The sequence below is a fragment of the Bifidobacterium margollesii genome (assembly GCF_002860355.1).
Lineage (GTDB): Bacteria > Actinomycetota > Actinomycetes > Actinomycetales > Bifidobacteriaceae > Galliscardovia > Galliscardovia margollesii.
The window spans coordinates 1-26,059 of record NZ_NMWU01000012.1; the positions used below are offsets into that span (position 1 = coordinate 1).

Below are 26,059 nucleotides of genomic sequence, written 5' to 3' on the forward strand. Positions count from 1 at the left end.
CGAGGTGCAGGTCGTCAGCGAGAAGAACAAGACGGCGATCGCCTTCATTCACGATGATCAGCTGTCGTTGGCCATCGGCAAGGAAGGGCAGAACGCCCGACTTGCGGCCAAGCTCACCGGATGGAAGATCGGCATCGAGTCCGAGGAGATCCGTGCGAAGAAGATGGCCGAGGCCGCAGCGAAGGCGAAGGATGCGCAGGCGGATCGGAATGATCCGGCGGACGGTTCCGAAGCCTGACCGGCATCGCCCCCAACGGCTTCGAATTCCTTGCTTTCGGCATCGCCGGTTGTGATCGCGGAACGCGACACAGCCGGCGTTCGCATATTTCCGGCAATCCATAGCCCTGAGTATGCTAGTCACGGTATCTGAAAACAGGGGATTATTATGCCCGCTTTCAGCAAGAATGAGGTAATACAACCATGGTCGCACGATGAGACAGGAACTGTTCGACATCAGTGATCAATGATCGCGCGGTGATGACATAGCATACGCGTGATCGGGAATAGGAGATATTGGTGCCCAAAGCACGCGTGTATGAATTAGCCAAGGTGTTTGGCGTTGACAGCAAAACCGTTCTTGACAAGCTCAAGGACATGGGCGAGTTCGTGAAGTCGGCCTCGTCAACCGTGGAAGCGCCGGTGGTGCGCAAACTGAAGGCCGAGTTCCAGCCTTCCAACAATTCGAACAATGCCGAGCGGAAGCCGGCTCCCAAGCCGCAGGCCAAGCGGCTGTCCCCCCATGCCAATGTGCCCAAGCCGGGTGCCGCGCATCATGGCATGGCGAAACCGCAATCATCGGAATCGCATTCGGCGTCGCCGGCTCCCACGCCGTCCGCCCATGCCGGTCAGTCGCATCGTGACGCCCAGCCCGGTCAGTCCCAGCGCGGTGAACGTGGCGCTTCTCCTCGTCCGCATGCTCCCGGTCCGAGGCCTTCGGCTCCGCATCCCGGTGATCGACGCGGAGGCCAGAACGGTCAGGGTGACCGTCGAGGCTCCGGCCATAACGGTGGCCGCAACCGTAACGAACGCAACGACCGTTATGATCGCAACGATCGCAACGATCGCAACGAACGATACGATCGCAACGATCGTTCGCAGCGCGGCCAGCAGCCTCGTCCGTCCCGCCCTCATCAGGGTGGTGCCGGCACCCCCGGCAACGGTGGCAATGCCGCGGCGAACTCCGCACGTCCGCATACTCCGGGTCCTCGTCCCGGCAACAATCCGTTCAGCCGCAAGCAGGGCATGAGCGTGCCCACTCCCGGTGACATTCCGCGTCCTCATCCGATGGCCCGTCCCACGGTGAACAATCGTCGTGGCCGTCCGGGTCAGGGCGGTCCCCGTCCGGGCGCCCGTGGCGCTCGTCCGGGTCAAGGCGCTCAGGGCAGGCCGAATCAGTGGGGTCATACCCGCAACGGTCAGGGTGCCGGTACCGGTACCGGCGCTCGTCCCGGTGGCAACCGTTTCGGCGGCGCTCGTCCCGGTCAGAACAACGGCGGCAACAATGGCCCGCAGTCCGGTGGCGGCCGTCCGGGTCGTGGCGGTCGCGGCGGCGCCGCAGGCGCGTTCGGCCGTCAGGGCAGCCGTTCCTCCAAGGCACGCAAGGCGCGTCGCGCAAGGAGGCAGGAGTTTGAGGAGATGAAGGCACCCGTTATCGGTGGTGTTCGCATCCCCACCGGTAACGGTCAGACCATCAAGCTTCGCCAGGGCGCCACGCTGGCCGATCTCGCCGAGAAGATCAACGTCAATGCGGCTTCCCTGGTCACCGTGCTGTTCCATCTGGGTGAGATGGCCACGGCCACGCAGTCGCTGGACGAATCCACCTTCCAGATCCTCGGCGAGGAGATCGGCTGGAACATCAAGATCGTGTCCGCCGAGGAGGAGGACAAGGAGCTGCTTCAGCAGTTCGACATCGATCTTGACGAGGAGGAGCTGCAGGACGACGAGGATCTCAAGCCCCGTCCGCCCGTGGTCACCGTCATGGGCCATGTCGATCATGGTAAGACCCGACTGCTCGACACGATCCGCAAGACCAACGTCATCGCACGCGAAGCCGGCGGCATCACGCAGCGCATCGGTGCCTATCAGGTTTCCATCGACCTCAACGGCGAACACCGCAAGCTCACCTTCCTCGATACCCCGGGTCACGAGGCGTTCACCGCCATGCGTGCCCGTGGTGCCGAGCTCACCGACGTCGCGATCCTCGTGGTCGCCGCGGACGACGGTGTGATGCCGCAGACCGTGGAGGCCATTAACCATGCGCAGGCCGCCAACGTGCCGATCGTGGTCGCTGTGAACAAGATCGATAAGCCGGGCGCCAACCCCGAGAAGGTGCGCGGTCAGCTCACCGAATTCGGTCTGGTGCCGGAGGAGTACGGCGGCGACACCATGTTCGTCGACATCTCCGCCAAGCAGAACATCAACGTGGACAAGCTCCTCGAAGCCGTGCTGCTGACCGCCGACGCCACGCTCGACCTTCGCGCCAACCCGGATATGGACGCCCGCGGCGCCACCGTCGAAGCCCGACTCGACAAGGGTCGCGGCGCTGTGGCCACCGTGCTCGTGCAGCAGGGTACGCTCCATGTGGGCGACGCCATCGTGGCAGGCACCTCGTACGGCCGCGTTCGAGCGATGCTCGACGAGAACGGCAAGCAGATGAAGGCCGCCCCGCCGTCGACCCCGGTGCAGGTGCTCGGCCTGACCTCCGTGCCCACCGCCGGCGACCTGTTCCTGGTCGCCCCGGATGATCGCACGGCCCGTCAGATCGCCGAGAAGCGTCAGGCCACCGAGCGTGCGGCCCAGCTGGCCAAGCGTCGCAAGGTCGTGTCGCTGGAGAGCCTGAAGGAGCAGTTCGCCAAGTCCGAGATTGACATGTTGAACATCGTCATCAAGGGCGACTCCTCCGGTTCCGTCGAGGCTCTGGAAGACTCCCTGATGAAGATCGAGGTTTCCGACGAGGTCGGCATCCAGGTGATCCACCGCGGCGTCGGCGCCATCACGCAGAACGACGTCAACCTCGCCACGGTCGACAAGGCCGTCATCATCGGCTTCAACGTGCGCCCGAACCGTCAGGTCGCCGATCTCGCCGAGCGCGAGGGCGTGGAGATCAAGTACTACTCGATCATCTACAAGGCCATCGAAGACGTGGAGGCATCCCTCAAGGGCATGCTCAAGCCGGAATACGAGGAGGTCGTCACCTCCCACTCCGAGATCCGCGAGATCTTCCGCTCCTCCAAGTTCGGCAACATCGCCGGCGTCATGGTGCAGGACGGCGAGGTCAAGCGTGGTACGAAGTGCCGCATCCTGCGCAACGGCGTGGCCACGGTCAACGATCTGGAGATCGCCTCGCTGCGTCGGTTCAAGGACGATGTGCAGTCGGTCAAGGAAGGCTACGAGGCCGGTATCAACCTCGGCTCCTTCAACGACATTCAGGAAGGCGACATCATCGAGACCTTCGAGATGCGTGAGGTCGAACGCAAGTAGTTCTCGTTCTTGTCCCACTCGTCCCATCGGCTCCCCTCCTTGAGGGGAGCTGGCCGCCGAAAGCGGTCTGAGGGGAAGCGTCACGTATCCGATTCGTACGTGACGCCCTCCCTTCAGTCGGCAAAGCCGACAGCTCCCCTCACGAGGGGAGCCAATTGTATATGTGAAAGGAACATCATATGTCCGGAACCAATCCGCGGGCCGTGCGCATCGCCGGTCTCATCAAGCGTGTGGTGGCTCAGGCGCTGGAACGCGAGCTGCACGACCCGCGACTGAACAACGTGACGATCACCGACGTGCGCGTGACGAACGACATGCAGCTCGCCCGCATCTTCTGGACCCAGCTCGGCGCCGAAGGCAAGGCCGAAGGGCAGCGCAAGCGCGCCAATCAGGCGTTGAACAAGGCCAAGGGGCATCTGCGCTCGCTGGTCGGCCGCAAGGCGGGTCTGCGACTCACTCCGGTACTGGAATTCAAATACGATGAAGTGCCCGGCGAGGCCACCGAGATCGAGGACATCCTCTCCGTGGCGCTCAAGCGTGACCGCGAGCTGGCCAAGGCCCGCGAAACCGCGCAGTATGCCGGCGAGGCCGATCCGTATCGTCATCCCGAAACCGAGGATGACGGGGAATCCGACGTGCTCGACGAGTTCGGTGATGCCGGCTACACCGATGACGTCGAATCGGATGCCGTCGAATCGGATGCCGTCGAGTCCGACGACACCGAGAGCAAGTGACCGGCGGCCATATGTCCGACAATCCGTCCGGTCAGCGTGACTCCGGCATTCTCGTCGTCGACAAGCCCAAAGGCGTCACCAGTCATGACGTCGTGGCCGCGGCCCGACATGCCCTGCATATGAAGCGTGTGGGGCATGCCGGCACGCTCGACCCGATGGCGACGGGAGTGCTGGTCGTCGGTTTCGGCCACGCCACCAGACTGCTCAACTACATCGTCGGCGCGGACAAAACCTACGAGGCCACGATCCGCCTCGGGCAGGCCACCGACACCGACGATGCCGAAGGCACGTTCATCCCAATCGCCGAACAGATCGCGCTTTCGGGCAGTGCGCCGGCCGCAGAGCCGTCCACAGGCGTCGGTGAAAACGCGCATATCTCTGGGGATATCCAGACGGCAGCCATCGACACGATCACCCGCGAACGGATCGAACAGACCATCGCGGAACGGTTCACCGGCGAGATCATGCAGGTGCCCAATGCGTTCTCCGCCATCAAAATCGACGGCAAACGCGCCTACGATCTGGCACGCGAAGGCAAGAAGGTCGAGCTCAAGGCCCGGCCCGTTACGATCAGTGAGTTCACGGTACTGGATGTGCGATCCGTTGAATCCGTGCAATCCGGCGTTCCGGTGGTCGACGTGGACGTGCGGGTCACCTGCTCGTCCGGCACGTACATCCGCGCGCTGGCCCGCGACCTCGGCATCGCGCTCGGCGTCGGCGGACATCTGACCTATCTGCGGCGCACCCGCGTGGGCATGTTCTCCGTCAACGGCGATGGCGGAGACGGTATGGCGACCGGGAAAACCGGCGTTCCGGTGATCGGAGCCCATGCGGAATCGCGCACCTTCACCAATCGGAACGGCGAAACCATCACCCGCAACCGGGCGGTGCTCGATCTGCCCGACGGCGTCGATGCGCGATCCTGCGCACTGACGATGATCCAATCTGCCGAACGCACCATGCCGTGCACGACGATCACCGGCGAACAGGCCCGCGAACTGCGGTTCGGCCGGTTCATCGACTGGCCGGCAGACCTTCCCCTCACGGTGGAGGCTGCCGCCGCGCACACCGGGGACGAGCTGATCGCCATCGTCACGCCGTTCACCGCGACCAAGGCCAAACCGGTCGTCGTCTTCCCAGCCGGCTGAACGGTTGGCCATCTGAACAGCTGACCGACTGAACGGATAGCCGGCGGCCGAACGGTTGACCGCCGGCCGAATGCGATGCATCCACCATGAGCACATGACGAGGAAACAGGGAACACCAATGAAGATCAATATGCTGACTCCGGACACCGAAGGCAATCTGGCGTGGCCGGCATTCAACCGTAACCGGAAGTCCATCGTGGCGGTCGGCAACTTCGACGGCGTGCATCGCGGTCACGCCGCGGTACTGAAACGCACCGTCGACCTGGCGAAAAGCTACGGCGCCACGTCGGTGGCGATCATCTTCGACCCCCGTCCCGAAGTGGTGCACCGCTACGCCAAGGCCCACGACGGCGCCCAACTGCCTGCGGACGAGACGTACGCCGATCCGGACGCCCTCACCGGCATCGAGCAGCGTCTCAGGCTCATCGAAGGATACGGCATCGACCGGGTGATCGTGGTGCGGTACACGCTGGAGTTCGGTGCGAAATCCTATCAGTACTTCATCGGCCAGCTTGTCGGGCGCATCGGCATGCGAACCCTCGTGCTCGGCACCGACGCGCACATGGGCCGTAACCGTGCCGGCGACGTGAAGTCCATCGCCACGCTGGCCGACGCCACCCGCGTGTTCGAGCTCGACGTGGTCGACGACCGCGGGCCGGGGGAGCGGCGCGTTCCGCTGCGGAACACCCCCGAGGCCGCCGAAGCGCTTGACCGGGTCAACGATCCGGATTCCGGCCTGACCAAGGCTGAGCGTCGCGCGCTGAGCAAGAAGACCCCGAATCGCCTAGTGCGCGCATGGAGCTCCACATACGTCCGGTATCTGCTCGGTCGTGGCCGTGCGGCACAGGCAGCCGAGATTCTCGGTCGTCCGCATGCGGTGGAGGGTACGGTCGTCTCTGGCAAACAGCGTGGGCGGACCCTCGGATTCCCCACGGCCAATGTGGGCGAGAACGTGCAGGGGTACATGCCGGCCGACGCCGTGTACGCCGGATGGTTGGTGGATCTTGGTGCTGAGCCGAATGACTTGCCGAATCCCGAATCGGAAGGTGAATCGAATGCTGAGTCGAATGCCGCTGCTGAGACCGAGCGGACGGGGAAGCGGTATCCGGCCGCGATCTCCATCGGCACGAAGGTGACGTTCGGCGAGCCGGAGGAGCGGATCCTTGAGGCCTATGCGATCGTGGACGGCGAAAAGGACGGTTTGGAGACCGCGGCCGCCGGCGGCATCGGCGAGGCGCTCGACCCGCAGTCGGCTGGTTGGATCGACCTGTACGGGCACCGGGTGCGCGTGGAGTTCCTCGAATATCTGCGCCCGCAGATCCACTTCGACGGCCCGCAGGCGCTCGTCGACGAGCTCAAGCGCAACGTCGCCGAAACCCTGAAGATCTGCAACGCATCCGAATAGGCGACTCAATTCGGCTGATGCCATCAACCAGCGAGTTGTGAGGCTTCATCTCGGGAGCCGTCCGATTCGAGGGAGTGAAACCGTTGCAATGCCATGGCCGGGAAACGGGAGGAAGGCCGTTGCCGCCGGACGAAGCCTCACAACTCTTGATTTACGTTTCTTTTCCTGTGAATGAAAGGGGAGACGGCGAGAATCGTCGTACTGGTGATGAGTCCGAATGCGCCTGCGGATAGGAGCATCGAGGAGTTGAGCCCTGAGTGCATCGTCCAGGTCGTTCGTTGAATGGCTCCGGGGCCGGAACCGTCCGGTGCCTCCTATCCGTTCTCCAGCATCGACAGCATGTACATGGGAAGGTAGGTGACGTCCGATTCCTCGAAGACGTTGGTTTCGGCCAGAACGTAGGCACTGTCGATGCCATAGCCGGAGGTTGCCATGGCCCGGTCGAGCGCCGCATGCGAACGGAAGCGGGCGCCTGACTTGATCTCCAGCGCCAGAACGTCGCCGTCGTCGGTCTCGATGAGGAAATCCAGTTCGCCGATGCCTTTTCTGGTGAGGTAGTACAGGTGCGTGAACCCGTGCGCAACGAGTTCCTGCGCGGCGACGTTCTCGTAGACCCCGCCCATGTTCATCGCAGCGTTACCGTCGAGGATTCCCAATGCGGATTTCTTGCCGTACGAGCCGACCAGCAGGCCGACGTCCGAATAGAACAGCTTCATGATCCGACGCTCGCTATTGGCGCGCAGCGGCGCAACCGGCGCGGCGACGTTGAACGCCGGAAGCGCTACGTTGGCGTTTGTCAGCCACAGGAACTCATCCTCGATCTGGGAGAACCGTTTGATGTCGGTGATGGAGCTGACCTGAAAGCGACGGTTCTGGCTCTGTAGCTCACTGGGTATGAGCCCGTAGATCTCCTGTATCGTCAGCCGATGCTCCTTGGGAGCGTATTGCTTGATGTCGTGTTCGTAGGAGGTGCGGATGTTCGATTGGACGGCACGTACAGGGTCGATGGCGCCGTTGGCGACGAAGGCGGAGACCGCCGCGGGCATGCCGCCGACCAGCAGGTACCGGTGGAACAAGTCGGTGAGCCTGCGGTGGAGGAAGTCCGGAACCTCTTGAAGATTCGAGAAACTGTCGCGGATGACATCGAATGCCGATTCGACCAGACCGTTCGCCCAACAGAACTCTTCGAAGTCGAGTGGGTACATGGTGAACTCGTCCAGATAGCCGACGGGCAACGAACGCACGTCCTCCATCTCCACGCCAAGCAGGGAGCCGGAGAGAATGTAGTCGTAGTCGCCCTTATCCACAAGGCCCTTGATGAAGGTGACGATCTGCGGACACTGCTGTATTTCGTCAAGGAACACTAGGGTGCGTCCCGGGACCAGCGGCACGCTGGATGCGACGGAAATGCGGAGCAGGAGATCGTCGGGGCTGGCAGCTTGGGAGAACGAGCGACGTGCATTGTCGTCAAGCACCAGATTGAACTCGACCAGATGATCGTATTCGGCGCGGCCGAACTCCTCGATGATGAAGGTCTTGCCTACCTGGCGCGCACCGCTTACGAGTAGCGCCTGCTTGGTCTTGTGGTCCTTCCAGAATTTGATGCGGTCATAGGCTTTGCGTTTCAAGTGTCCACGCCTCTCTAATCAACACTCGTCATAATCCGTTTGGTCCTATTTTATGCACTCGTCTGATTTCATCTGATACCTATTTAAGCATTCGTTGAATTTCATCAGCCGCAAAAGTGTGCATTCGTCGCAATCCATAGGGCGCTCTTATCGATTGAATCCGGGTTCGGTCTTCCTTGACATCTCCTTATATCATCACAACTCGCGATTTGCCCGGTGGCAACGCCCCTGTTCCGGCTCGGTGCCGAACAGAGGTTGGACGAATTGTACTGATAGGAAATTTTCGTTGGACAAAAATACTGGATTTGTCATCTCTGCGTCACATAAACGGGCCTGTTGGGTAACACGGTGACTTTAGACTCCGTTCTAGATTGCACAACGAAGCTGATATCGACGCGCCACAGGCACGGCGGCGTTCGGCATCGCGGCGGTCAGGAAATCCATCGAGTGCGTAAAGGAGAAGGACGATGAAGCTGAAGGACACCGGGCTCACCGAGGAGGAGCTGAAGGCCACCGTCAAGAAGTACATGATCGAAACCTACGAACGCTACGACTTCGTCGCCGAACGCGCCGAAGGCATGTACCTGTACGATCCGGAAGGCAACGCCTACCTCGACTTCTACGGCGGCATCGCCGTGAACAACGCCGGCAACTGCAACCCGAAGGTCGTGGCCGCCGTGCGTGATCAGGTGGGCGACATCATGCACACCTTCAACTACCCGTACACCATTCCGCAGGCCCTGCTGGCCAAGAAGGTGTGCGATCTCGCCGGCTTCGACAAGATCTTCTACCAGAACTCCGGCACCGAGGCCAACGAGGTGGCCATCAAGCTCGCCCGCAAGTACGGCATCGACCACTTCGGGCCGCACAAGTACGAGATCCTCTCCGCGCTGCACTCCTTCCACGGCCGCACCTTCGGCGCCCTCGCCGCCACCGGCCAGCCCGGCTCGCTCGCCCAGGACGGCTTCGGCGACATGACCCCCGGCTTCGCCTACGCCGAATTCAACAACCTCGACGACTTCAAGGCCAAGATCACCGACAACACCATCGCCATCATGATCGAGCCGGTGCAGGGTGAAGGCGGCGTGCACCCGGCCACGCAGGAGTTCATCGAAGGTCTGCGCAAGCTGTGCGACGACAACGGTCTGCTGCTCATCTTCGACGAGGTTCAGACCGGCTGGGGCCGTACCGGCTCCCTGTTCGCCTGGCAGGGCTACGGCGTCGAGCCCGATATCTTCACCATGGCCAAGGGCCTCGGCGGCGGCGTCCCGATTGGCGCCATGGTCACCAAGAACCCGATCGCCGCGTCCCTGACCCCCGGAACGCACGGCACCACGTTCGGCGGCTCCCCGATGTGCACCGCCGCCGCGCTCGCCGAGGTCGACGAGATCGTCGGCCGCAAGCTGCCGGAGAACGCCGCCAAGGTGGGCAAGTATTTCATCGAACAGGGCAAGAGCCTGCCGCATATCAAGGAATCCCGCGGCCGTGGCCTGCTCGTCGGCTTCGAATTCGACGGTACCGTCAACGCCGTGGATGTCAAGCATGCCGCTCTGAAGCGCGGACTGCTCACCACCGCTATCGGACACGACATCATCCGCTGCATCCCGCCGCTGATCGTCACCGAAAAGCAGGTGGACGAGGCCATCGAGATCCTCACCGACTCCGTGAACGCGGTGGCTGCGGGCGAGGAGTGATCCCGCCGCTCCGCGCAGCGCATCACGCCGACTGACTCACAGGGCCCGTGGCGAACACACTCCCACGGGCCCCGCCCCACGACCGTATGCTGGTCTTACGGCGAAGACGCCGTAGATGGGTAGATGGAAAGGCTTACCATGCTGAAATTCTCCGTACCACAGAACATCATCGTCGACTATGGCGGCGTAGGTCGTCTGGGATCGTATGCAAGCGAACTGAAGATGACCAACGCGCTGATCATCGCCGACCCGTTCCTCGCCGAGGCGCCGCTTGCCAAACAGGCCGCCGAATCGCTCGACGCGGCCGGCATCAAGCACACCATGTTCTCCGACGTGAAGCCCAACCCCACCGCCGTATGCGTGGAGGAGGGCGAGGCCGCGTTCAAGAAGGCCGGATGCGATTCGATCATCGCGATCGGCGGCGGTTCCTCCCTCGACGTGGCCAAGGCCATCGGCGTGGTCGTCAAATACGGCGGGGAGATAGGCGACTACGAGGGCATGAACAACGTGCCCGGCCCGATCGTGCCGTTCATCGCCATCCCCACCACCGCCGGCACAGGCAGTGAAGTCACCTCGTTCTCCGTGATCACCGACGAAGCCCGCAACTACAAGCTCACCGTCGGCTCCAAACTGCTGCTGCCCGCCTACGCGATCCTTGACCCCGGCGTGCTCGCCACCGTCCCGGCCCGCGTGGCCGCCGCCTGCGGCACCGATGCGATGGTCCACGCCATCGAATCGTTCACCAACACCGTCGACTCCACGTTCTCCGGAATGTACTCGCTGGAGGCGCTGCGGCTTATCGGCAAGTACTTCAAGCGCTTCTACGCCCGCCGTGACGACGCCGAAGCCGCCCGCGGCATGATGGTAGCCGCCACCATGGCCGGCATCGCCTTCGAAGCCACGCGCCTCGGCCTCGTGCACGCCATGAGCCACCCGATCTCCGCGTTCTTCCATGTGGCGCACGGCGAGGCCAACGGCCTGCTGCTGCCGAGCATCCTCGAATTCAACGCGCTCGCCGACAAGGGTCAGTACGAGCTCATGCACGAGGCGCTGTTCCCGGAGGCCGACTACTACGACACCGAATCGTTCGTGCAGGAGATCCGCGAGCTGCTCGACGCCGTCGGCATTCCGGATTCGCTGGAGACTGCGAACGTGGATCGGGACGCGTTCCTCGCGGTGGTCGATCAGATGACCGAGGATGCGATGAAGTCCGGCAACGTCGCGGTCAACCCGCGTTCGGTGACGCCGAACGACGTCAAGGCGCTGTACCGGGCGTTGTGATGACGCTATGATGATCTTGGCCGTGGTAGGCAGACGCGGCCGATACTTCTGAAGTGATACTGCCGTAAGGTCGGATCCCGTTCCTCTTCGGGTTCGGCCGATTTGTGGGATTGGCGATGCCGTGCGGGGTGAAAATCCGTGCGGCATCGTTTTTTGTATCGGTTTGGATGTGAACGGTTCGGATGTGCCCGGCTGAGTATCATGGTGCCTTATGCAGCAATCCGAAGCCCTGGCCATCCTCAAAGCCGGCGCGAGTGTGTTCCTCACCGGCGCTCCCGGCGCCGGCAAGACCTACGTGCTCAACGAATTCGTCCATGATGTTCGACGGCGGGGGGCTTCCGTGGCGGTTACCGCGTCCACCGGCATCGCCGCCACCCATATCAATGGGCAGACCATTCACTCGTGGAGCGGCATCGGCGTTTCCACCGTACTCACCGAGTCGGTGCTCAAACGCATTCGCACCCGCCGTCGCAAGCAGCTCAATGCAGCTGACGTGCTGGTGATCGACGAGGTCTCCATGCTGCACGCTTGGCTGTTCGACATGGTCGATCATGTCTGTCGCGTGGTGCGGCATGACGATCGTCCGTTCGGCGGACTGCAGGTGGTGCTTTCCGGAGATTTCTTCCAGTTGCCGCCGGTGAGCGTGTCGGGCCGCAACAACGACGTGATCATGCCGGGCGAGGAGTTTCTGCGATCGCGCGAGGAGTATGCGCGGCGTGGGTTGAATCCGGAGGGGTTCGTCACCGAATCGTTGGTGTGGGGCCGGTTGGATCCGGTGGTCTGCTATCTGACCGAGCAGCATCGTCAGGACGACGGGCGGCTGCTTACCGTGCTCACCGATATTCGCGAGGGGTCGGTGAGTGACGAGGATCGCACGGTGTTGGCCGATCGGCTGGGCGTGATGCCCGGGCCGGATGAGATCGCGACGAATCTGTTTCCCACGAACCGTCAGGCTGATTCGCTCAACAATCAGCGGTTGCACGGGATCGACGATGAGCCGCACGATTTTTACGCCGAGTCGGCCGGCGGCGCCCAGCTGGTGGAACGGCTGAAGCGCAGCATGCTGGCCCCCGAGCATCTGGTGCTGAAGACGGGTGCCGCGGTGATGGCGCTGCGCAACGATCAGGATCGACAGTACGTCAACGGTTCGCTTGGCACGGTACGGGGGTTCGCTCGGGAGGCCAAGGGCGGATGGCCCATCGTGGAGTTCGAGAACGGCAATATCGTGACGATGAAGCCGGCCGCATGGGAGATGATGGACGGCGAGACCGTGCTCGCCTCGGTCAATCAGGTGCCGTTGCGGTGTGCGTGGGGCATTACCATCCACAAATCGCAGGGCATGACGCTCGACCGGGCCGTGATGGATCTGCGACGCACGTTCGCCCCGGGCATGGGATATGTGGCGCTGTCGAGGGTCGAAGGTCTTGATGGTCTGTATCTGCGCGGCATCAACGACCGGGCTTTTCTGGTTTCCCCCGATGCGGTGGTGCTTGACTCCCGGCTGAGAGACGATTCCAAGGCCGCGTCCGCCAGGCTCGCCAAGGAGGGGGCCGAGGCGTTCGATCCGGAGAGGCGGATCGTCGATGGTGATGAGGACTCGGATGACGGCGGCGATGGCGATGCCGCCGACGAGTTCACGCAATCCGCGTTGTTCTGATCATCGTCGTATGACCGTGATCGGGCTGTCGGATCATCGGTGATGAGGTCGGTCCGGTCGGCCGTTCCTATCGCCGGCGATGTCGCTTTGCGCGGATATGGTAGGAAACCATGAGTTCCAAAGCATTGCGTATGTCTACGCTGTTCCTTCGCACTCTGCGAGAGGATCCCGCCGATGCGGACGTTGATTCCGCGAAACTGCTGCAACGAGCCGGATACATTCGTAAGGCCGCCCCCGGCATCTGGACGTGGCTTCCGCTGGGCCTGAGGGTCCTCAACAAGATCGAGGCCATCGTCCGCGAGGAGATCGACGGCATCGGCGCGCAGGAAGTGCACTTCCCGGCCCTGCTGCCGCGCGAACCGTACGAGGCCACCCATCGCTGGGAGGAATACGGCGACAACATCTTCCGTCTCAAGGACCGTCATCAGGCCGACTACCTGCTCGCGCCGACCCACGAAGAGATGTTCACCCTGCTGGTCAAGGACATGTACTCCTCGTACAAGGACCTGCCCGTCACCCTCTACCAGATCCAGACCAAGTACCGTGACGAGTTCCGTCCTCGCGCCGGTCTGATCCGCGGCCGCGAGTTCATCATGAAGGACGCCTACTCGTTCAGCATCGACGAGGAGGGGTTGAAGAAGGCCTACTACGACGAGCGTGGTGCCTACGAGCGCATCTTCCAGCGTCTCGATCTCAAGTACGTGCCCGTGTTCGCCATGTCCGGCCCGATGGGCGGCTCCGCCTCCGAGGAGTTTCTCGCCCCCATGCCGATCGGCGAGGACACGTTCGCGCTCGCACCCTCCGGCAAGGCATGGAACGTCGAGGCGCTCACCACGCCCGAACTGCCGGCGATCGACTGCTCGAACACGCCTGTCGCGTCCAAGGAGGCCACGCCCGACGCCAAGACCATCGACAAGATGATCGAGCGTGCCAATGCCGATCACCCGCGTGCCGACGGTCGCTCGTGGGAGGCTTCCGACATTCTTAAGAACGTCGTCGTCGCCGTCAAACACTCCGAGGATGAGGAGCATGACGAGCCGTGGCGTGAGGTGATCGTCGTGGGCGTGCCCGGCGACCGCACGGTCGACATGAAGCGTCTTGAGGCGCAGTTCGCGCCCGCCGAGCTGGAGGAGGCCACCGAGGAGGATCTCAAGGCCCATCCGGAGTTGGTCTCCGGATACATCGGTCCGATGGTGCTCGGCCCGCAGGGCAAGGCCGCAGGCGTGGAGAATCCGGTGCGCTACTTCCTCGATGCGCATGTGGTCAAGGGTTCCGCATGGTTCACTGGTGCCGACGAGCATGAGGTCGACTACTACGATCTCGTCTACGGCCGTGACTTCGAAGCCGACGGCACCGTCGAGGCCGTCGAGGTTCGTCACGGCGACATGAGCCCGGACGGTTCCGGCCCGCTGAGCTTCGAGCGCGGTGTGGAGATCGGCCAGGTGTTCCAGCTCGGTCTGAAGTACTCCAAGGCGCTGGACCTCAAGGTACTCGATCAGAACGGCAAGACCGTGCCCGTGTGGATGGGCTGCTACGGCATCGGCGTTTCCCGCGTACTCGCCTGCATCGCCGAAACGCATCATGACGAGCGTGGTCTGGCGTGGCCGGCCATCATCGCTCCCGCTCAGGTGCATGTGGTGGCCACCGGAAAGAACGCCGAGGCGTTCGAGGCCGCCGAGAAGCTGGTCGAGGAGCTGGAGGCCAAGGGCATCGAGGTCATCTACGACGACCGCAGGAAGGTCTCCCCGGGGGTGAAGTTCAAGGACGCCGAGCTCATCGGAGCCCCGCTGATCGCCGTGGCCGGCCGTGACACCGTGAACGACGGCACCATCGAGATCCGCGACCGCGACGGCGGGAACGACGTGGCCGTGCCGGTGGCCGAAGCCGCCGACGAGATCGCAAAGCGGGTGGAGGAGCTGCTGGGCCGCTGATTCCGCAGTGTTGATTTCACTGTGCTGATTCAGCTGATTTCACAGTCGGACAGACAGGACAGACCGGATATTCCGGCAAGATAGCACATATCGTCCGTATATCGGGGCGGGTTCTTCGGGGCCTGCCCCTTTCCTGTATATCCAATGCATAGCGTATCCGTGGCCGGAATGCCGATCCGTACCCGACGAAATATTCGGCAACGACTGTGGATGACGACGAAGCCATCCACAGTCGTTGCGTTTCCCGGCGTAGTTATCCACAGTCGTCATGCGTGTCGGTCACGTTCGACCACATTGCCCGTACGGCTATCCTCCGAAGCCCTTCCGGTCGCATAGTGGATATCACCGTTTCACGACGACCGGGATCACGGGCGGACCAATACACGCATCCGAATCTCGCATCATCATCGCCCATGAACCCGGCTCCGTCGTGAAGTGGTCCAAACGTTACGAACATGCCGCACGCATCCGTGCGACTCACGGGAAAGGGCCGAAGATGGCACAGCAGGCACAGATAGTCATAGCGGGCAATGTATGCCGGGAACCTCAGCGGTTCGGACAGGAGGGAGGCACGCCATGCTGCATCTTCCGCCTCGCCGCATCCAGAAGGTTCTGGAACCGATCCACGCAGACCTGGCAGGACAGTCCCACCACATGGGTGAGCGTGAAGACCTTCTGGTCGTTGGCGCTCAACGTGATGCGCTCATTGAAGAAGGGCGATGCCGTGGTGGTTTCCGGCGTGCTCTCCACCAATGAATGGGACAGGGGCGGTCGGCTGCAAAGCGGGCTGAGTATCGAGGCCACGTCAGTGGGGCACGATCTCAACCGGGGCATCAGCGTGTTCACCCGTGTTCCGAACAAGGCGAACAACGGGTTGATGGCGAACGGGACGATGACGAACGGGACGATGGTGAACGAGATTCGTTCCGAAAGTTCCGAAGGCGACGAAAGATCCGAAAGCGAGGAGTTCTCCGGTTTTGAGGGAAAGCCTCCCGAAACCGGGCCGTCGCAACCGGCGCAGACGGCTCCGGCAATGGAACGGGAGGCTGTGCTATGACATGAGTCGATCGCCGCTACCAGATTCGGACTCGGGACTCGGGGTCGAGCCACATGCCGGAGTCCTTGGTGACGCCGAATGCGGTGTAGAACAGGTCGACGTTGCGCACGATGCCGTTGGTGCGGAACTCCGCGGGGGAATGCGGGTCGATCTGCAGGTACTGCTCGGCGAGCTCATCGCGGTTCTTGCCGCGCCAGACGGAGGCGTAGGCGAGGAAAAACCGCTGCGTACCGGTGAAACCGTCGATGGTCGGCGCCTTGTCCAGCGCCTCGGCCACGGCTTCGGGTGTTCCGTTTTCGGCTCCCAGGGCCAGCGCATACGCCTTGATCGCGATGTTCACGCCACCCAGATCGCCGATGTTCTCGCCGATGGTCAGCGCGCCGTTGACGTGCGGCGCCTGCTCCGGGTGATCGGCGTACCTTTCGGCGAGCTGCTTGGGTACGAACCCGTTGTACTGCTCGATCAACGCCTTGGTACGGTTCTCGAAGTTCTCGCGATCCTGCGCGGTCCACCAGTCGTGAAGTCGGCCGTCGCCGTCGTACTTCGAACCCTGATCGTCGAATCCGTGGCCGATCTCATGGCCGATCACCGCGCCGATGCCACCGTAGTTGGCCGCGTCCTCGGCCTCGGGGTTGAAGAACGGGGGCTGCAGGATCGCCGCGGGGAACACGATCACGTTCATCGTCGGCTCGTAGTAGGCGTTCACCGTCTGCGGGTTCATCAGCCACTCGTCCTTGTCCACCGGCTGGCCTGCCTTGGCGAGCTGGTAGCCGCCCTCGTAGCGGAAGGCGTTGCGCAGGTTCTCCACCAGCGAATAGTCGTCCGACACGTTCAATGCACCGTAATCGCGCCAATGGTTCGTGTATCCGATCTTCGGAGTGAACTTGGAGAGCTTCTCCAGCGCACGGCCCTTGGTCTCTTCGCCCAGCCAGTCGCTGGCCGTGATCGAGGCATGGTAGGCGCGGATCAGGTTGTTCACCAGCGCCTCCATGCGGCGCTTGGAGGATTCGGGGAAATGACGGCGCACGTATTCACGTCCGACATCCTCACCGCAGATGCCGTTCACCAGCGATACGGCGCGCTTCCAACGATCTCGCTGCTGGGTGGTGCCGGAAAGCACCTTGCCGTAGAAGTCGAAGCGGGCTTTGTCGAAGTCGTGGCTCAGGTAGCCTGCCCAGCCGATCAGCTCGTGCACGCGGGCCCACAGCTTCAGGTCGTCGAGTTCGGCCTCGCTCCAGAAGCGGCCGATGCCGGTGAGGAAGCTGGGCTCGTGCACGATCGTGTGCCTGAGCACGGCGTTCATGTCCACGGGCTGCAACGCCGAGGTAGAGGAGGAGTCATACGCCTGCTGCCATGCCTGGGCCCATGAGGCGATGTCGAAATCGCCCAACAGGCTCTGCAGCTCGGTGAAATCGGTGGGATTATAGGTCTTTTCCTCATCGCGGGTGGCCACCACATCCCAGTGGTACTTGGCGATGCGGGTCTCCACGTCGAGGAATCGGGCGGCCTGCTCGTCGGCTTCGGCTCCCGTCTTCGCGTAGCCGGCGAGCTTGAGCAGATTCGCCGCCATATCCACGTACGCCTCGCGCACGGGTTCGTAACGGTCCTCACGGTAATAGGCTTCATCGGGCAGTCCCAGACCGGCCTGCTCCACATGGGTCACATTGGTCTGGGGGGCACCGGGATCGGGATACACCATGAATCCGATGAGGTCGGGGCCGCCGTCGGGATTCAGCGATCCGAGCGTGCGGACGAGAGCGGCCTTGTCGGCTGACTGATCGATGGTCTCGAGGTCGGTCCGGATCGGATCGAGGCCGGCCGATTCGATGGCGTCCTCGTTTAGGAAGGACCGGTACAGCACCGCGGATTTGATGGCGGGGCTGTACTCGTCCTCGAGAATGTCGCGGACGTCCTTCTCCGCGTTCTCGGCGAGCTTGTCGAACGCGCCGAACCGGGCGCGGTCGGCGGGAAGGATGTAGGTGTCGATCCAGGGGCCGTTGACGTATCGGAAGAAGTCGTCGGACGGTTTGATCACGGAGGAGAACGATGCCGGGTCGATGCCGGAAATCAGCTTGTCTGTCATGCCTTCCAGAGTAATGGCCGAGCCATACTTATGCCATCAATGCCTTTCGTTTCCGCGGGGAATATTGGATGCGGAAGGCGGGGCCGTCGATTCGGAGTCGTGACATGCAGGTCACTATGTGAGAATGGTTATCAAATCATCGGCGATGATGGCATGACGTTGAAGTAAGGTAATGAGGAACACCCGTAGAAAGCGAAGCAATACAGTGATCGAACTGAAGACACCTCAGGAAATCAAGGAAATGCGTGCGGCCGGCAAGTTCGTCGGCGAGATCCTCAAGGAACTCAAGTCCATGACGAAGGTGGGCACCAACCTTCTGGAGATCGACGATTTCGTCCGTCGGCGCATCGAGGAGCGCAAGGGAGCCGAATCCTGCTATGTGGACTATGCCCCCGATTTCGGTACCGGCCCCTTCGCCCACTACATCTGCACGTCCGTGAACGACGCCGTACTGCACGGCGTGCCCTACGACTACAACCTCAAGGACGGCGATCTGGTCTCGCTGGATCTGGCCATCAACGTCGACGGTTGGGTGGGAGACTCCGCCATCAGCTTCGTGGTGGGCAACGATCCCGATCCGGAGGATCTTCGTCTCATCAAATGCACCGAGGAAGCGCTGGCCGCAGCCATCGACGTGGCTCGCGCAGGCAACCGTCTGGGTGACATCTCGTCCACCATCGGCGACATCGCCCGATCCTACGGCTACCCGATCAACCTTGAGTTCGGCGGACACGGCGTGGGACACATCATGCACGGCGACCCCCATGTGCCCAACGACGGTCGCGCCCATCACGGATACCGTCTGCGTCCGGGTCTGGTCATCGCCATCGAACCGTGGTTCCTCAAGAGTACCGACGAGATCTTCCAGGATCCGAAGGACGGCTGGACGCTCCGCTCGCAGGACGGTTCCCGCGGCGCTCACAGCGAGCACACCATCGCCATCACCGACGGCGATCCGATCATTCTCACCGCGAGGAACTGACATCAGGCCGCGGACAGATCTTCGGGACGCGGCCCGATCAGCCGGTCGGCGAACACCGTCCACTGGCTGATGTCGGCCGTTGATGGGCATTCGTTCCATCTCTGGGCTGACATGCTGTAACGTAGGGCGAAACCGGACGCACGTAAACTGCATGCCTGAGCTGTGGGCGGTCATGGCGGCATCGTACGAAACGGGGCCGCCGTTCGCGTCATGAACGGCATCGGAATCGTGGCGGGCTTGCATGATGCGGGCGGTTATGGATGTATGGGAGGAAACACATGTCAACGGCAAAGCTGGAGGTCGAGTCCACCGAATTCAATCTGCCGGTCGTCAAGGCGACCAGCGGTCCGGACGGCATCGTGGTCTCCGAATTGCGCAACGACGGCTGGGTGACGCTCGACCCCGGCTTCCTCACCACCGCGCAATGCGAATCGAAGATCACCTTCATCGACGGCAACAAATCCATCCTCAGATACCGCGGATACCCGATCGAGCAGCTGTGCGACCAGTCCAACTTCCTCGAGGTCTCGTATCTGCTGCAGTTCGGCGAACTGCCCACCAAACCGCAGTTCGAAACCTACGAGAACGACGTGCTGCGGCGCACGGTGGTCGGCGAGGACTTCCGCGCGTTTCTGGGGTCGTTCCCACGCAATGCGCATCCGATGAGCGTGCTCGCCTCGGCGGTGAACGCGCTCGCCGCCTACCATCCCGATACGGTCGACATCAATGATCCCGAGCAGCTCAATCAGGCGGCGGCCAACATTATGGCCAAGGTGCGTACCATCGTGTCGCTGATCCACCGCCGTCGCCGCGACGAGCCGCTGCTGTATCCGGACAACCAGTACGGTTATGTGGATGACTTCCTGCGCATGAGCTTCGCAGTGCCGTATACGAAGTTCGATTCGGATCCGCTGATGGTGCATGCGCTTGACAAGCTGCTGATCGTTCATGCCGATCATGAGCAGAACTGTTCCACTTCGGTGGTTCGTATCGCCGGTTCTGCCCACGCCAATCTGTATTCCGCTGTGGCCGCGGGCATCAATGCACTCTCCGGTCCGCTGCATGGCGGCGCCAATGAGGCGGTGTTGCGGCAGCTTGAGGCGATCCGTGATTCCGGGAAATCGGTTCGCGAGTTCGTGGAGGAAGCGAAGCGGGACGGTCGTCGTATTTCGGGACTCGGCCATCGTGTCTATAAGTCGTATGATCCGCGTGCGGCGATCGCCAAGAGCTATCTGGAACGCATCATGAACGAGCGCGGAGACGTGTTTGCCGGCATGCATGGTCTGCTTGACGTGGCTTTGGAGCTGGAGAATATCGCGCTGCACGACGACTACTTCGTTTCCCGGCATCTGTATCCGAACGTCGATTTCTACACCGGTCTGATCTACCGGGCCATTGGATTCGACCCGCAGATGTTCACCACGCTGTTCTCGCTCGGCCGTATTCCCGGTTGGATCGCGCAGTATCGCGAGATGCTTGCCGATCCGGCCACCAAGATCGGCCGTCCTCGTCAGGTATACACCGGCCAGCCCAAGCGTGATTTCGTTCCAATGGATGAGCGGTAATCGCTGGCGGGTACCGCTCATCCATTGGAACGTCGATCCCGCCATAACGCCGACGACGCTCCGCCGTTTGGTGGTTGGGGGGGGGGGTTCGGTGACGTGTGTGTCGTCAAGGCGTGGCGGGTGAAGGCGTACGGTGGTACGTCGATCCCGCCGCAACGTGGATGACACTCCGCCACTTGGTCGTGGAAAATTTGGTGGCGTGTGTGTCGTCAAGGCGTGGCGGGTGAAGGCGTACGGTGGTACGTCGATCCCGCCATAACGCCGATGACACTCCGCCACCGAATTTTCAGTTGTTGTGGAGGGCGGCGTTCAGTTCAATCCCCGTCTTCCGGGCGCGCGCTTCGATGGCGCCGGTGACGGAGTTGCGGATGAACATGATGTTGTCTTTGCCGCTGAGGTCTTTGCCTTTGACGACGTCGAGGGGCTGGCCGGCGGCGAGTTTGGCTTTGTCGTGGATGGTGATTTTGGTGCCGGCGGTGACGTAGAGGCCGGCTTCGACGACGCAGTTGTCGCCGAGGGAGATGCCGATGCCGGCGTTGGCGCCGAGGAGGCTGTGTTCGCCGATGGAGTTGCGGAGTTTGCCGCCGCCGGAGAGGGTGCCCATGATGGAGGCGCCGCCGCCGACGTCGGAGTTGTTGCCGACGACGACGCCTTGGGAGACGCGGCCTTCGATCATGGAGGTGCCGAGGGTGCCGGCGTTGAAGTTGACGAAGCCGGCGTGCATGACGGTGGTGCCTTCGGCGAGGTGGGCGCCGAGGCGGACGCGGTCGGCGTCACCGATGCGGACGCCGGTGGGGACGACGTAGTCGATCATGCGGGGGAATTTGTCGACGGAGAGGACGTTGATTTCGGGGGAGGGGTGTGATGCGCCGGCTTCGGCTTTGAGGACGTCGAGCTTGCGGAGGGCGAAATCCTGGACGGCGAAGGGGCCGTAGTTGGTCCATACGACGTTGGAGAGCTTGCCGAAGATGCCGTCGAGGTTGAGGGTGTTGGGTTTGGCGAGTCGCATGCTCATGAGGTGCAGTCGAAGGTAGGCGTCGGCCGCGTCGACGATGGGGTCGTCGACGCGGGAGATGGTGAATACGGGGAGGCGTCGGATGCCGCGGGCGTCGGGTTCGATGTGTTCGAGGGATCCGAAGTTGTGGGTCGGACGGTAGGCGTCGGCGGGCGCCTCTCCCAAGGTCAGGCTCGGGTACCATACGTCGAGCGTGTTGCCGGCGGCGTCGACGCTGGAGAGTCCCCAGCCCCACGCGGTACGAGATTCGGTCATGTCAGACTCCTTATATTTAGGTTGGAACCGTTTTCCACCATACATCCGGGATCGGAAACTCTCAGAGCGTATTCCATGACGTTTTGTAGAGGGGAGCCGGGTACAATGTGCGTTTGTGAATGATTACCGGAATGAGCGCGAGGCCCGAGAGCGTCGGCGCGGCACCATCACGAGGGTGGTGTGCGTCGTCGCGGTCGTCGGTATGCTGGCGACCATGGTTGTTCCGGCCATCTACGGCGGTTTTTGACCGTTTCGTGCCTTCTCCCGCTTCGGCTCCGACCGTGAGGTCGAGTCTGTTCGAACGGTTCCGGCTGGGTTTCGGCACCGTGTTCTATGACAATCCAGTACAGTGACGGTATCGATGGTACATAATCCGGTACAGCAGATTAAGGTGGACAACGATGGCAGAATTTGATTTTTCGCAGGGTATCGAGGAACTGCGTTCCAAATACGACATGATCGCGAAGGCGGTGGATCTCGATGCGTTGCGCGGCAGGATCGCGGATCTGGAGAAGGAGGCCAGCGCTCCGGGGTTGTGGGATGATCCCGAGAACGCGCAGAAGGTGACGAGTCGTCTTTCCGCGGCGGAATCGCAGTTGAAGCGCATCACGTCTGCGGGCGGCCGTATCGATGATGTGGAGACGCTGGTGGAGCTGGGTCGTGAGGAGAACGATCAGGGCACGCTTGACGAAGCCGAGGCCGAGATCAAGGACGTGCATAAGGCTCTTGCCGATATTGAGATCCAGACGTTGCTGGACGGCGAGTATGATGAGCGTTCCGCCGTGGTGACGATCCGTTCCGGTGCGGGCGGCGTGGATGCGGCCGATTGGGCGCAGATCCTGTTGCGCATGTATCTGCGTTGGGCCGAGCGTCATGGCTATAAGGCCAAGGTGATGGACACCTCCTATGCCGAGGAGGCCGGCATCAAGTCCGCGACGTTCCAGATCGATGCTCCGTATGCCTATGGCCGGCTTTCCGTGGAGGGCGGTACGCATCGTCTGGTCCGTATTTCGCCGTTTGATAATCAGGGTCGTCGTCAGACGAGTTTCGCGGCGGTTGAAGTGGTACCGCTGGTGGAGGCGACCGATCATATCGATGTGCCCGACACCGATATTCGCGTGGATACGTACTGCTCTTCGGGTCCTGGCGGTCAGGGTGTGAACACCACCTATTCCGCGGTGCGTATCACGCATCTTCCCACGGGCATCGTGGTGACGATGCAGGATGAGCGTTCGCAGATCCAGAACCGTGCGGCCGCCATGGCCGTGCTGCAGTCGAGGCTGCTGGTGCTTCGTCGTGAGGAGGAGGCCAAGAAGAAGAAGGAGCTTGCCGGCGATATCAAGGCCAGCTGGGGCGATCAGATGCGCTCCTATGTGCTGCACCCGTATCAGATGGTGAAGGATCTTCGCACCGGGTATGAGACTTCGCAGACTCAGGCCGTGTTCGACGGTGATATCGATGCGTTCATCGATGCTGGTATCCGTTGGCGTCATCAGCAGCGTCGCGCGGCGCAGGCCGAAGCCGAGGAGTAATCGGGAAGCCAAGGCGTAATCGGAAGTCGAGGCGTAATCGCAACCGTATCGGAGGCCGTTCGGTATCGGCAATCGGCATCGGTGATCGTTGCCGGTGAAGGAAGGATGAATGAGGCAATGGCTTTGATCGCTCTTGACGGGATCACCAAGATCTACCCGCGGGGGTCCCGTCCGGCTCTCGACGACGTCTCTCTGAGCATCGATCGCGGGGAGTTCGTGTTTCTGGTGGGGGCCTCCGGCTCCGGCAAGACCACGCTGCTGAGTCTGTTGCTGCGCGAGGAGCAGGCCACGGAGGGTGAGATCCGCGTGGCCGGCAATGATCTTCGTCGGCTGTCCAACCGCCAGGTGCCGCAGTATCGTCGGTCCATCGGTTTCGTGTTTCAGGATTACAAGCTGCTGGCCAACAAGACGGTGTGGCAGAATGTGGCGTTTGCGTTGGAGGTGATCGGCACCCGGCGTTCCACGATCAGGACGCTGGTGCCTCAGGTGCTGCAGACGGTGGGCCTGACCGGTAAGGAGGATCGTCTTCCCCATGAGCTTTCCGGCGGTGAGGCGCAGCGTGTGGCGATCGCCCGCGCCTATGTGAACCATCCGCAGATTCTACTGGCCGATGAGCCTACCGGTAATCTCGATCCCACCACGTCGGTGGGCATCATGGAGGTGTTGGAGGCCATCAACCGTACCGGTACGACGATCGTGATGGCCACGCATAACGAGGAGATCGTGAATTCGATGCGCAAGCGCGTGGTCGAGCTGCATAACGGCAGGATCGTGCGTGACGAGCAGGGTGGCGTCTATGATTCCGCCGTGTATTTCCCGGATGCGGAAGTGGAGGCCCGTGCTCAGTTGGCGCTCGGCATGGAGAAAGTCGATGTGGAGCAAGCCGATGCGCGACGGCCGGCGGTTTCGAATGCCGATGATGCGCGTGGCGCGGCGGCCGCCGTCGCCGCGGCTGCGCAGGCGGTGGGTGGCGTGACGACGGGCGATCCCGGTATCGCCCGTCTGGCCAGTTCCGTGCATTCCGGTCGTACCGGTCGGTATGGCGAGGCGTTCGCTCCGGTGGAGGATACGCTGACGTGGGGCAAGGGCATTTCGCTGGAGCATGCCTCCTCCTCACCGGCCGATAAGTCACTGGCCGGTAAGTCACCGGCTGATGATTCACGATCCGATGATTCACGATCCGATGGTTTGCGGCCCGACGGTTCCCCGGCCGAAGGCTTGAAGGATGACCGCGAGTCCGCAGAATCCGCCGAGCATGAGACGCTGACCGTCGATCCTGACGAGAAGTTCAAACCGCATCGCAGCGTCGATTCCGGCGAGAACTCCGTCTCGACGGGGACTGCCGATCCGGTGGATCATGCGGATTCCGCCGAGTCTGCTGAATCAGCCGAGTCCGCCGTCGTTCCGGTCCCGGCGCCACCCGCTCCTCCGGCCCCTCCGACTCCGCCCACTCCGCCCACTCCGCCGGCACCCGGCGCCACTGTGAAAACTGATGACACAGTGAAACCCGACGACGATGTGAAACCCGACGCTACTGTGAAATCCGGTGACGCGGTGAAATCCGACGCTACCACCGATGGGAAGGAGAGCCAGCGATGAGATTCCGTTTCGTTCTTTCCGAAACCTGGACGAGCATCAAACGCAACGGATCGATGATCCTGTCCGTCATGCTCGTCACGTTCATCTCCTTCGTGTTCATCGGTGCTTCCGTGCTTATGCAGGCGCAGATCACCAAGGCCAAGGGCACCTGGTACGACAAGGTGGAGGTCGTGGTGTGGCTCTGCCCCGACGGCACCAGCCAATCCGCCAACTGCGCCAGCGGCAAGGCTCCGACCACCGACGAAATCATGGACATCCAGAACACGATCAAGGATGAGTTGCCCAACGACGTTTCGAAGATCACCTATGTGAGCCGGCAGCAGTTCTTCGATGATACGTTCAGCAAGCAGTATCCGGGCGGCGTGTATCAGGGTCGTACGCTCACGGCCGATGACATGCAGGATTCCCTGCGGCTCAAGCTCACCAACCCCGAGAAGTACCAGCAGGTCTCCGAAGTGCTGTCCGGCAAGAAGGGGGTCGAGGAGGTGGAGGACCAGCGTCAGATCTTCGACCCGGTGTTCGCGATCCTCAACCGGGCCACGGCGGTGACGGTGGTGCTGGCCGCCGTGATGATCGTGGTGGCGATCATGCTTACCGGAACCACGATCCGCATGTCCGCGGCGTCCCGCAGGAACGAAACGGAGATCATGCGGCTGGTGGGCGCCTCCAACTGGACGATCCAGCTGCCGTTCATCCTTGAAGGGGCGATCGCGTCGCTGCTCGGCAGCGTGCTGGCCTGCGCCGCGCTGGGCGGCATCGTGGAGGTGTTCGTCACCGGATGGCTGGCCAAGACGGTGTCGTGGATGCCGTTCGTCAATCAGTTCACGGTGCTGCTGATGTCTCCTGCGCTGGTGATCGGGGCCATCGTGCTTTCGATGATCGCCTCGCTGATCTCACTGCATCGATATCTCAAGGCGTAAGCCGGTGCCTCGTACCGTGAGCCGCGATGCGAATACGTTCGTGGCGATACGGTGCGCTCGTTTGCAGGGCGGTGTGTTAAGGTGGGCGGCACT

17 protein-coding genes and 1 pseudogene are annotated in these 26,059 nt (G+C 62.3%); 15 read left to right on the top strand and 3 right to left on the bottom strand.

Annotated elements, in window-relative coordinates; genetic code table 11:
• The 5 genes and pseudogenes from Uis1B_RS04120 to Uis1B_RS04140 form a co-directional block, all read left to right on the top strand.
• Positions 1-238, top strand: a pseudogene (locus tag Uis1B_RS04120) (transcription termination factor NusA); the annotation flags it as partial.
• Positions 239-516: 278 nt separating this feature from the next.
• Positions 517-3,480: a translation initiation factor IF-2 gene (gene infB / locus Uis1B_RS04125; RefSeq protein WP_101615857.1), complete on the top strand. Its 2,964-nt coding sequence runs from the start codon at positions 517-519 to the stop codon at positions 3,478-3,480.
• A 179-nt stretch (positions 3,481-3,659) separates the two neighbouring features.
• Positions 3,660-4,214: a 30S ribosome-binding factor RbfA gene (gene rbfA / locus Uis1B_RS04130; protein ID WP_101615859.1), complete on the top strand. Its 555-nt coding sequence runs from the start codon at positions 3,660-3,662 to the stop codon at positions 4,212-4,214.
• A gap of 11 nt (positions 4,215-4,225) precedes the next feature.
• Positions 4,226-5,362, top strand: coding sequence for a tRNA pseudouridine synthase B (locus Uis1B_RS04135; RefSeq protein ID WP_101615981.1), 1,137 nt, complete (start codon positions 4,226-4,228; stop codon positions 5,360-5,362).
• A 118-nt stretch (positions 5,363-5,480) separates the two neighbouring features.
• Positions 5,481-6,767, top strand: coding sequence for a riboflavin kinase (locus tag Uis1B_RS04140; RefSeq protein ID WP_101615861.1), 1,287 nt, complete (start codon positions 5,481-5,483; stop codon positions 6,765-6,767).
• 314 nt (positions 6,768-7,081) lie between these two features.
• Here the strand turns inward: Uis1B_RS04140 and Uis1B_RS04145 are convergent, their stop codons facing one another.
• Positions 7,082-8,395 carry an ATP-binding protein gene (locus Uis1B_RS04145; RefSeq protein WP_101615863.1) on the bottom strand — a complete coding sequence of 438 codons (1,314 nt, stop codon included), beginning with the start codon at positions 8,393-8,395 and terminating at the stop codon, positions 7,082-7,084.
• Between the two features lie 467 nt (positions 8,396-8,862).
• Here Uis1B_RS04145 and Uis1B_RS04150 point away from each other — a divergent pair, with 467 nt between their 5' ends.
• The 5 genes from Uis1B_RS04150 to Uis1B_RS04170 all read left to right on the top strand — a co-directional run bounded on the left by Uis1B_RS04150 (position 8,863) and on the right by Uis1B_RS04170 (position 16,015).
• Positions 8,863-10,089, top strand: a complete 1,227-nt coding sequence (locus Uis1B_RS04150; RefSeq protein WP_101615865.1) for an aspartate aminotransferase family protein — start codon at positions 8,863-8,865, stop codon at positions 10,087-10,089.
• 138 nt (positions 10,090-10,227) lie between these two features.
• On the top strand, positions 10,228-11,370 hold the full coding sequence (locus Uis1B_RS04155) for an iron-containing alcohol dehydrogenase (protein WP_101615866.1): 1,143 nt from the start codon (positions 10,228-10,230) through the stop codon (positions 11,368-11,370).
• A 211-nt stretch (positions 11,371-11,581) separates the two neighbouring features.
• Positions 11,582-13,027: a PIF1 family DEAD/DEAH box helicase gene (locus tag Uis1B_RS04160; protein WP_101615870.1), complete on the top strand. Its 1,446-nt coding sequence runs from the start codon at positions 11,582-11,584 to the stop codon at positions 13,025-13,027.
• A 110-nt stretch (positions 13,028-13,137) separates the two neighbouring features.
• Complete coding sequence (locus tag Uis1B_RS04165) at positions 13,138-14,958, top strand: proline--tRNA ligase (protein ID WP_165782725.1); 1,821 nt, start codon at positions 13,138-13,140, stop codon at positions 14,956-14,958.
• Between the two features lie 496 nt (positions 14,959-15,454).
• Positions 15,455-16,015: a single-stranded DNA-binding protein gene (locus Uis1B_RS04170; protein WP_165782726.1), complete on the top strand. Its 561-nt coding sequence runs from the start codon at positions 15,455-15,457 to the stop codon at positions 16,013-16,015.
• 16 nt (positions 16,016-16,031) lie between these two features.
• Here the strand turns inward: Uis1B_RS04170 and Uis1B_RS04175 are convergent, their stop codons facing one another.
• Entirely contained in the window at positions 16,032-18,098 is a 2,067-nt protein-coding gene (locus tag Uis1B_RS04175; protein ID WP_101615876.1) for a M13 family metallopeptidase, read from the bottom strand.
• Between the two features lie 205 nt (positions 18,099-18,303).
• Here Uis1B_RS04175 and map point away from each other — a divergent pair, with 205 nt between their 5' ends.
• Both map and Uis1B_RS04185 read left to right on the top strand, forming a co-directional pair.
• Positions 18,304-19,080: a type I methionyl aminopeptidase gene (gene map / locus Uis1B_RS04180; RefSeq protein WP_101615878.1), complete on the top strand. Its 777-nt coding sequence runs from the start codon at positions 18,304-18,306 to the stop codon at positions 19,078-19,080.
• 278 nt (positions 19,081-19,358) lie between these two features.
• Complete coding sequence (locus Uis1B_RS04185; protein WP_101615880.1) at positions 19,359-20,645, top strand: citrate synthase; 1,287 nt, start codon at positions 19,359-19,361, stop codon at positions 20,643-20,645.
• A gap of 286 nt (positions 20,646-20,931) precedes the next feature.
• On the opposite strand, the gene dapD is transcribed toward Uis1B_RS04185, so the two are convergent.
• A complete protein-coding gene (gene dapD, locus Uis1B_RS04190; RefSeq protein WP_101615882.1) occupies positions 20,932-21,915 on the bottom strand; it encodes a 2,3,4,5-tetrahydropyridine-2,6-dicarboxylate N-succinyltransferase in 984 nt (327 codons plus the stop codon).
• A gap of 401 nt (positions 21,916-22,316) precedes the next feature.
• On the opposite strand from dapD, the gene prfB reads away from it, so the two are divergent.
• The 3 genes from prfB (at position 22,317) to ftsX (ending at position 25,966) form a co-directional block, all read left to right on the top strand.
• Positions 22,317-23,447, top strand: coding sequence for a peptide chain release factor 2 (gene prfB / locus Uis1B_RS04195; protein WP_101615883.1), 1,131 nt, complete (start codon positions 22,317-22,319; stop codon positions 23,445-23,447).
• Between the two features lie 117 nt (positions 23,448-23,564).
• On the top strand, positions 23,565-25,046 hold the full coding sequence (gene ftsE, locus Uis1B_RS04200; RefSeq protein ID WP_101615886.1) for a cell division ATP-binding protein FtsE: 1,482 nt from the start codon (positions 23,565-23,567) through the stop codon (positions 25,044-25,046).
• On the top strand, positions 25,043-25,966 hold the full coding sequence (ftsX, locus tag Uis1B_RS04205) for a permease-like cell division protein FtsX (RefSeq protein ID WP_101615887.1): 924 nt from the start codon (positions 25,043-25,045) through the stop codon (positions 25,964-25,966). Before ftsE ends, ftsX begins: the two co-directional genes overlap by 4 nt.
• Positions 25,967-26,059: the final 93 nt, after the last annotated feature.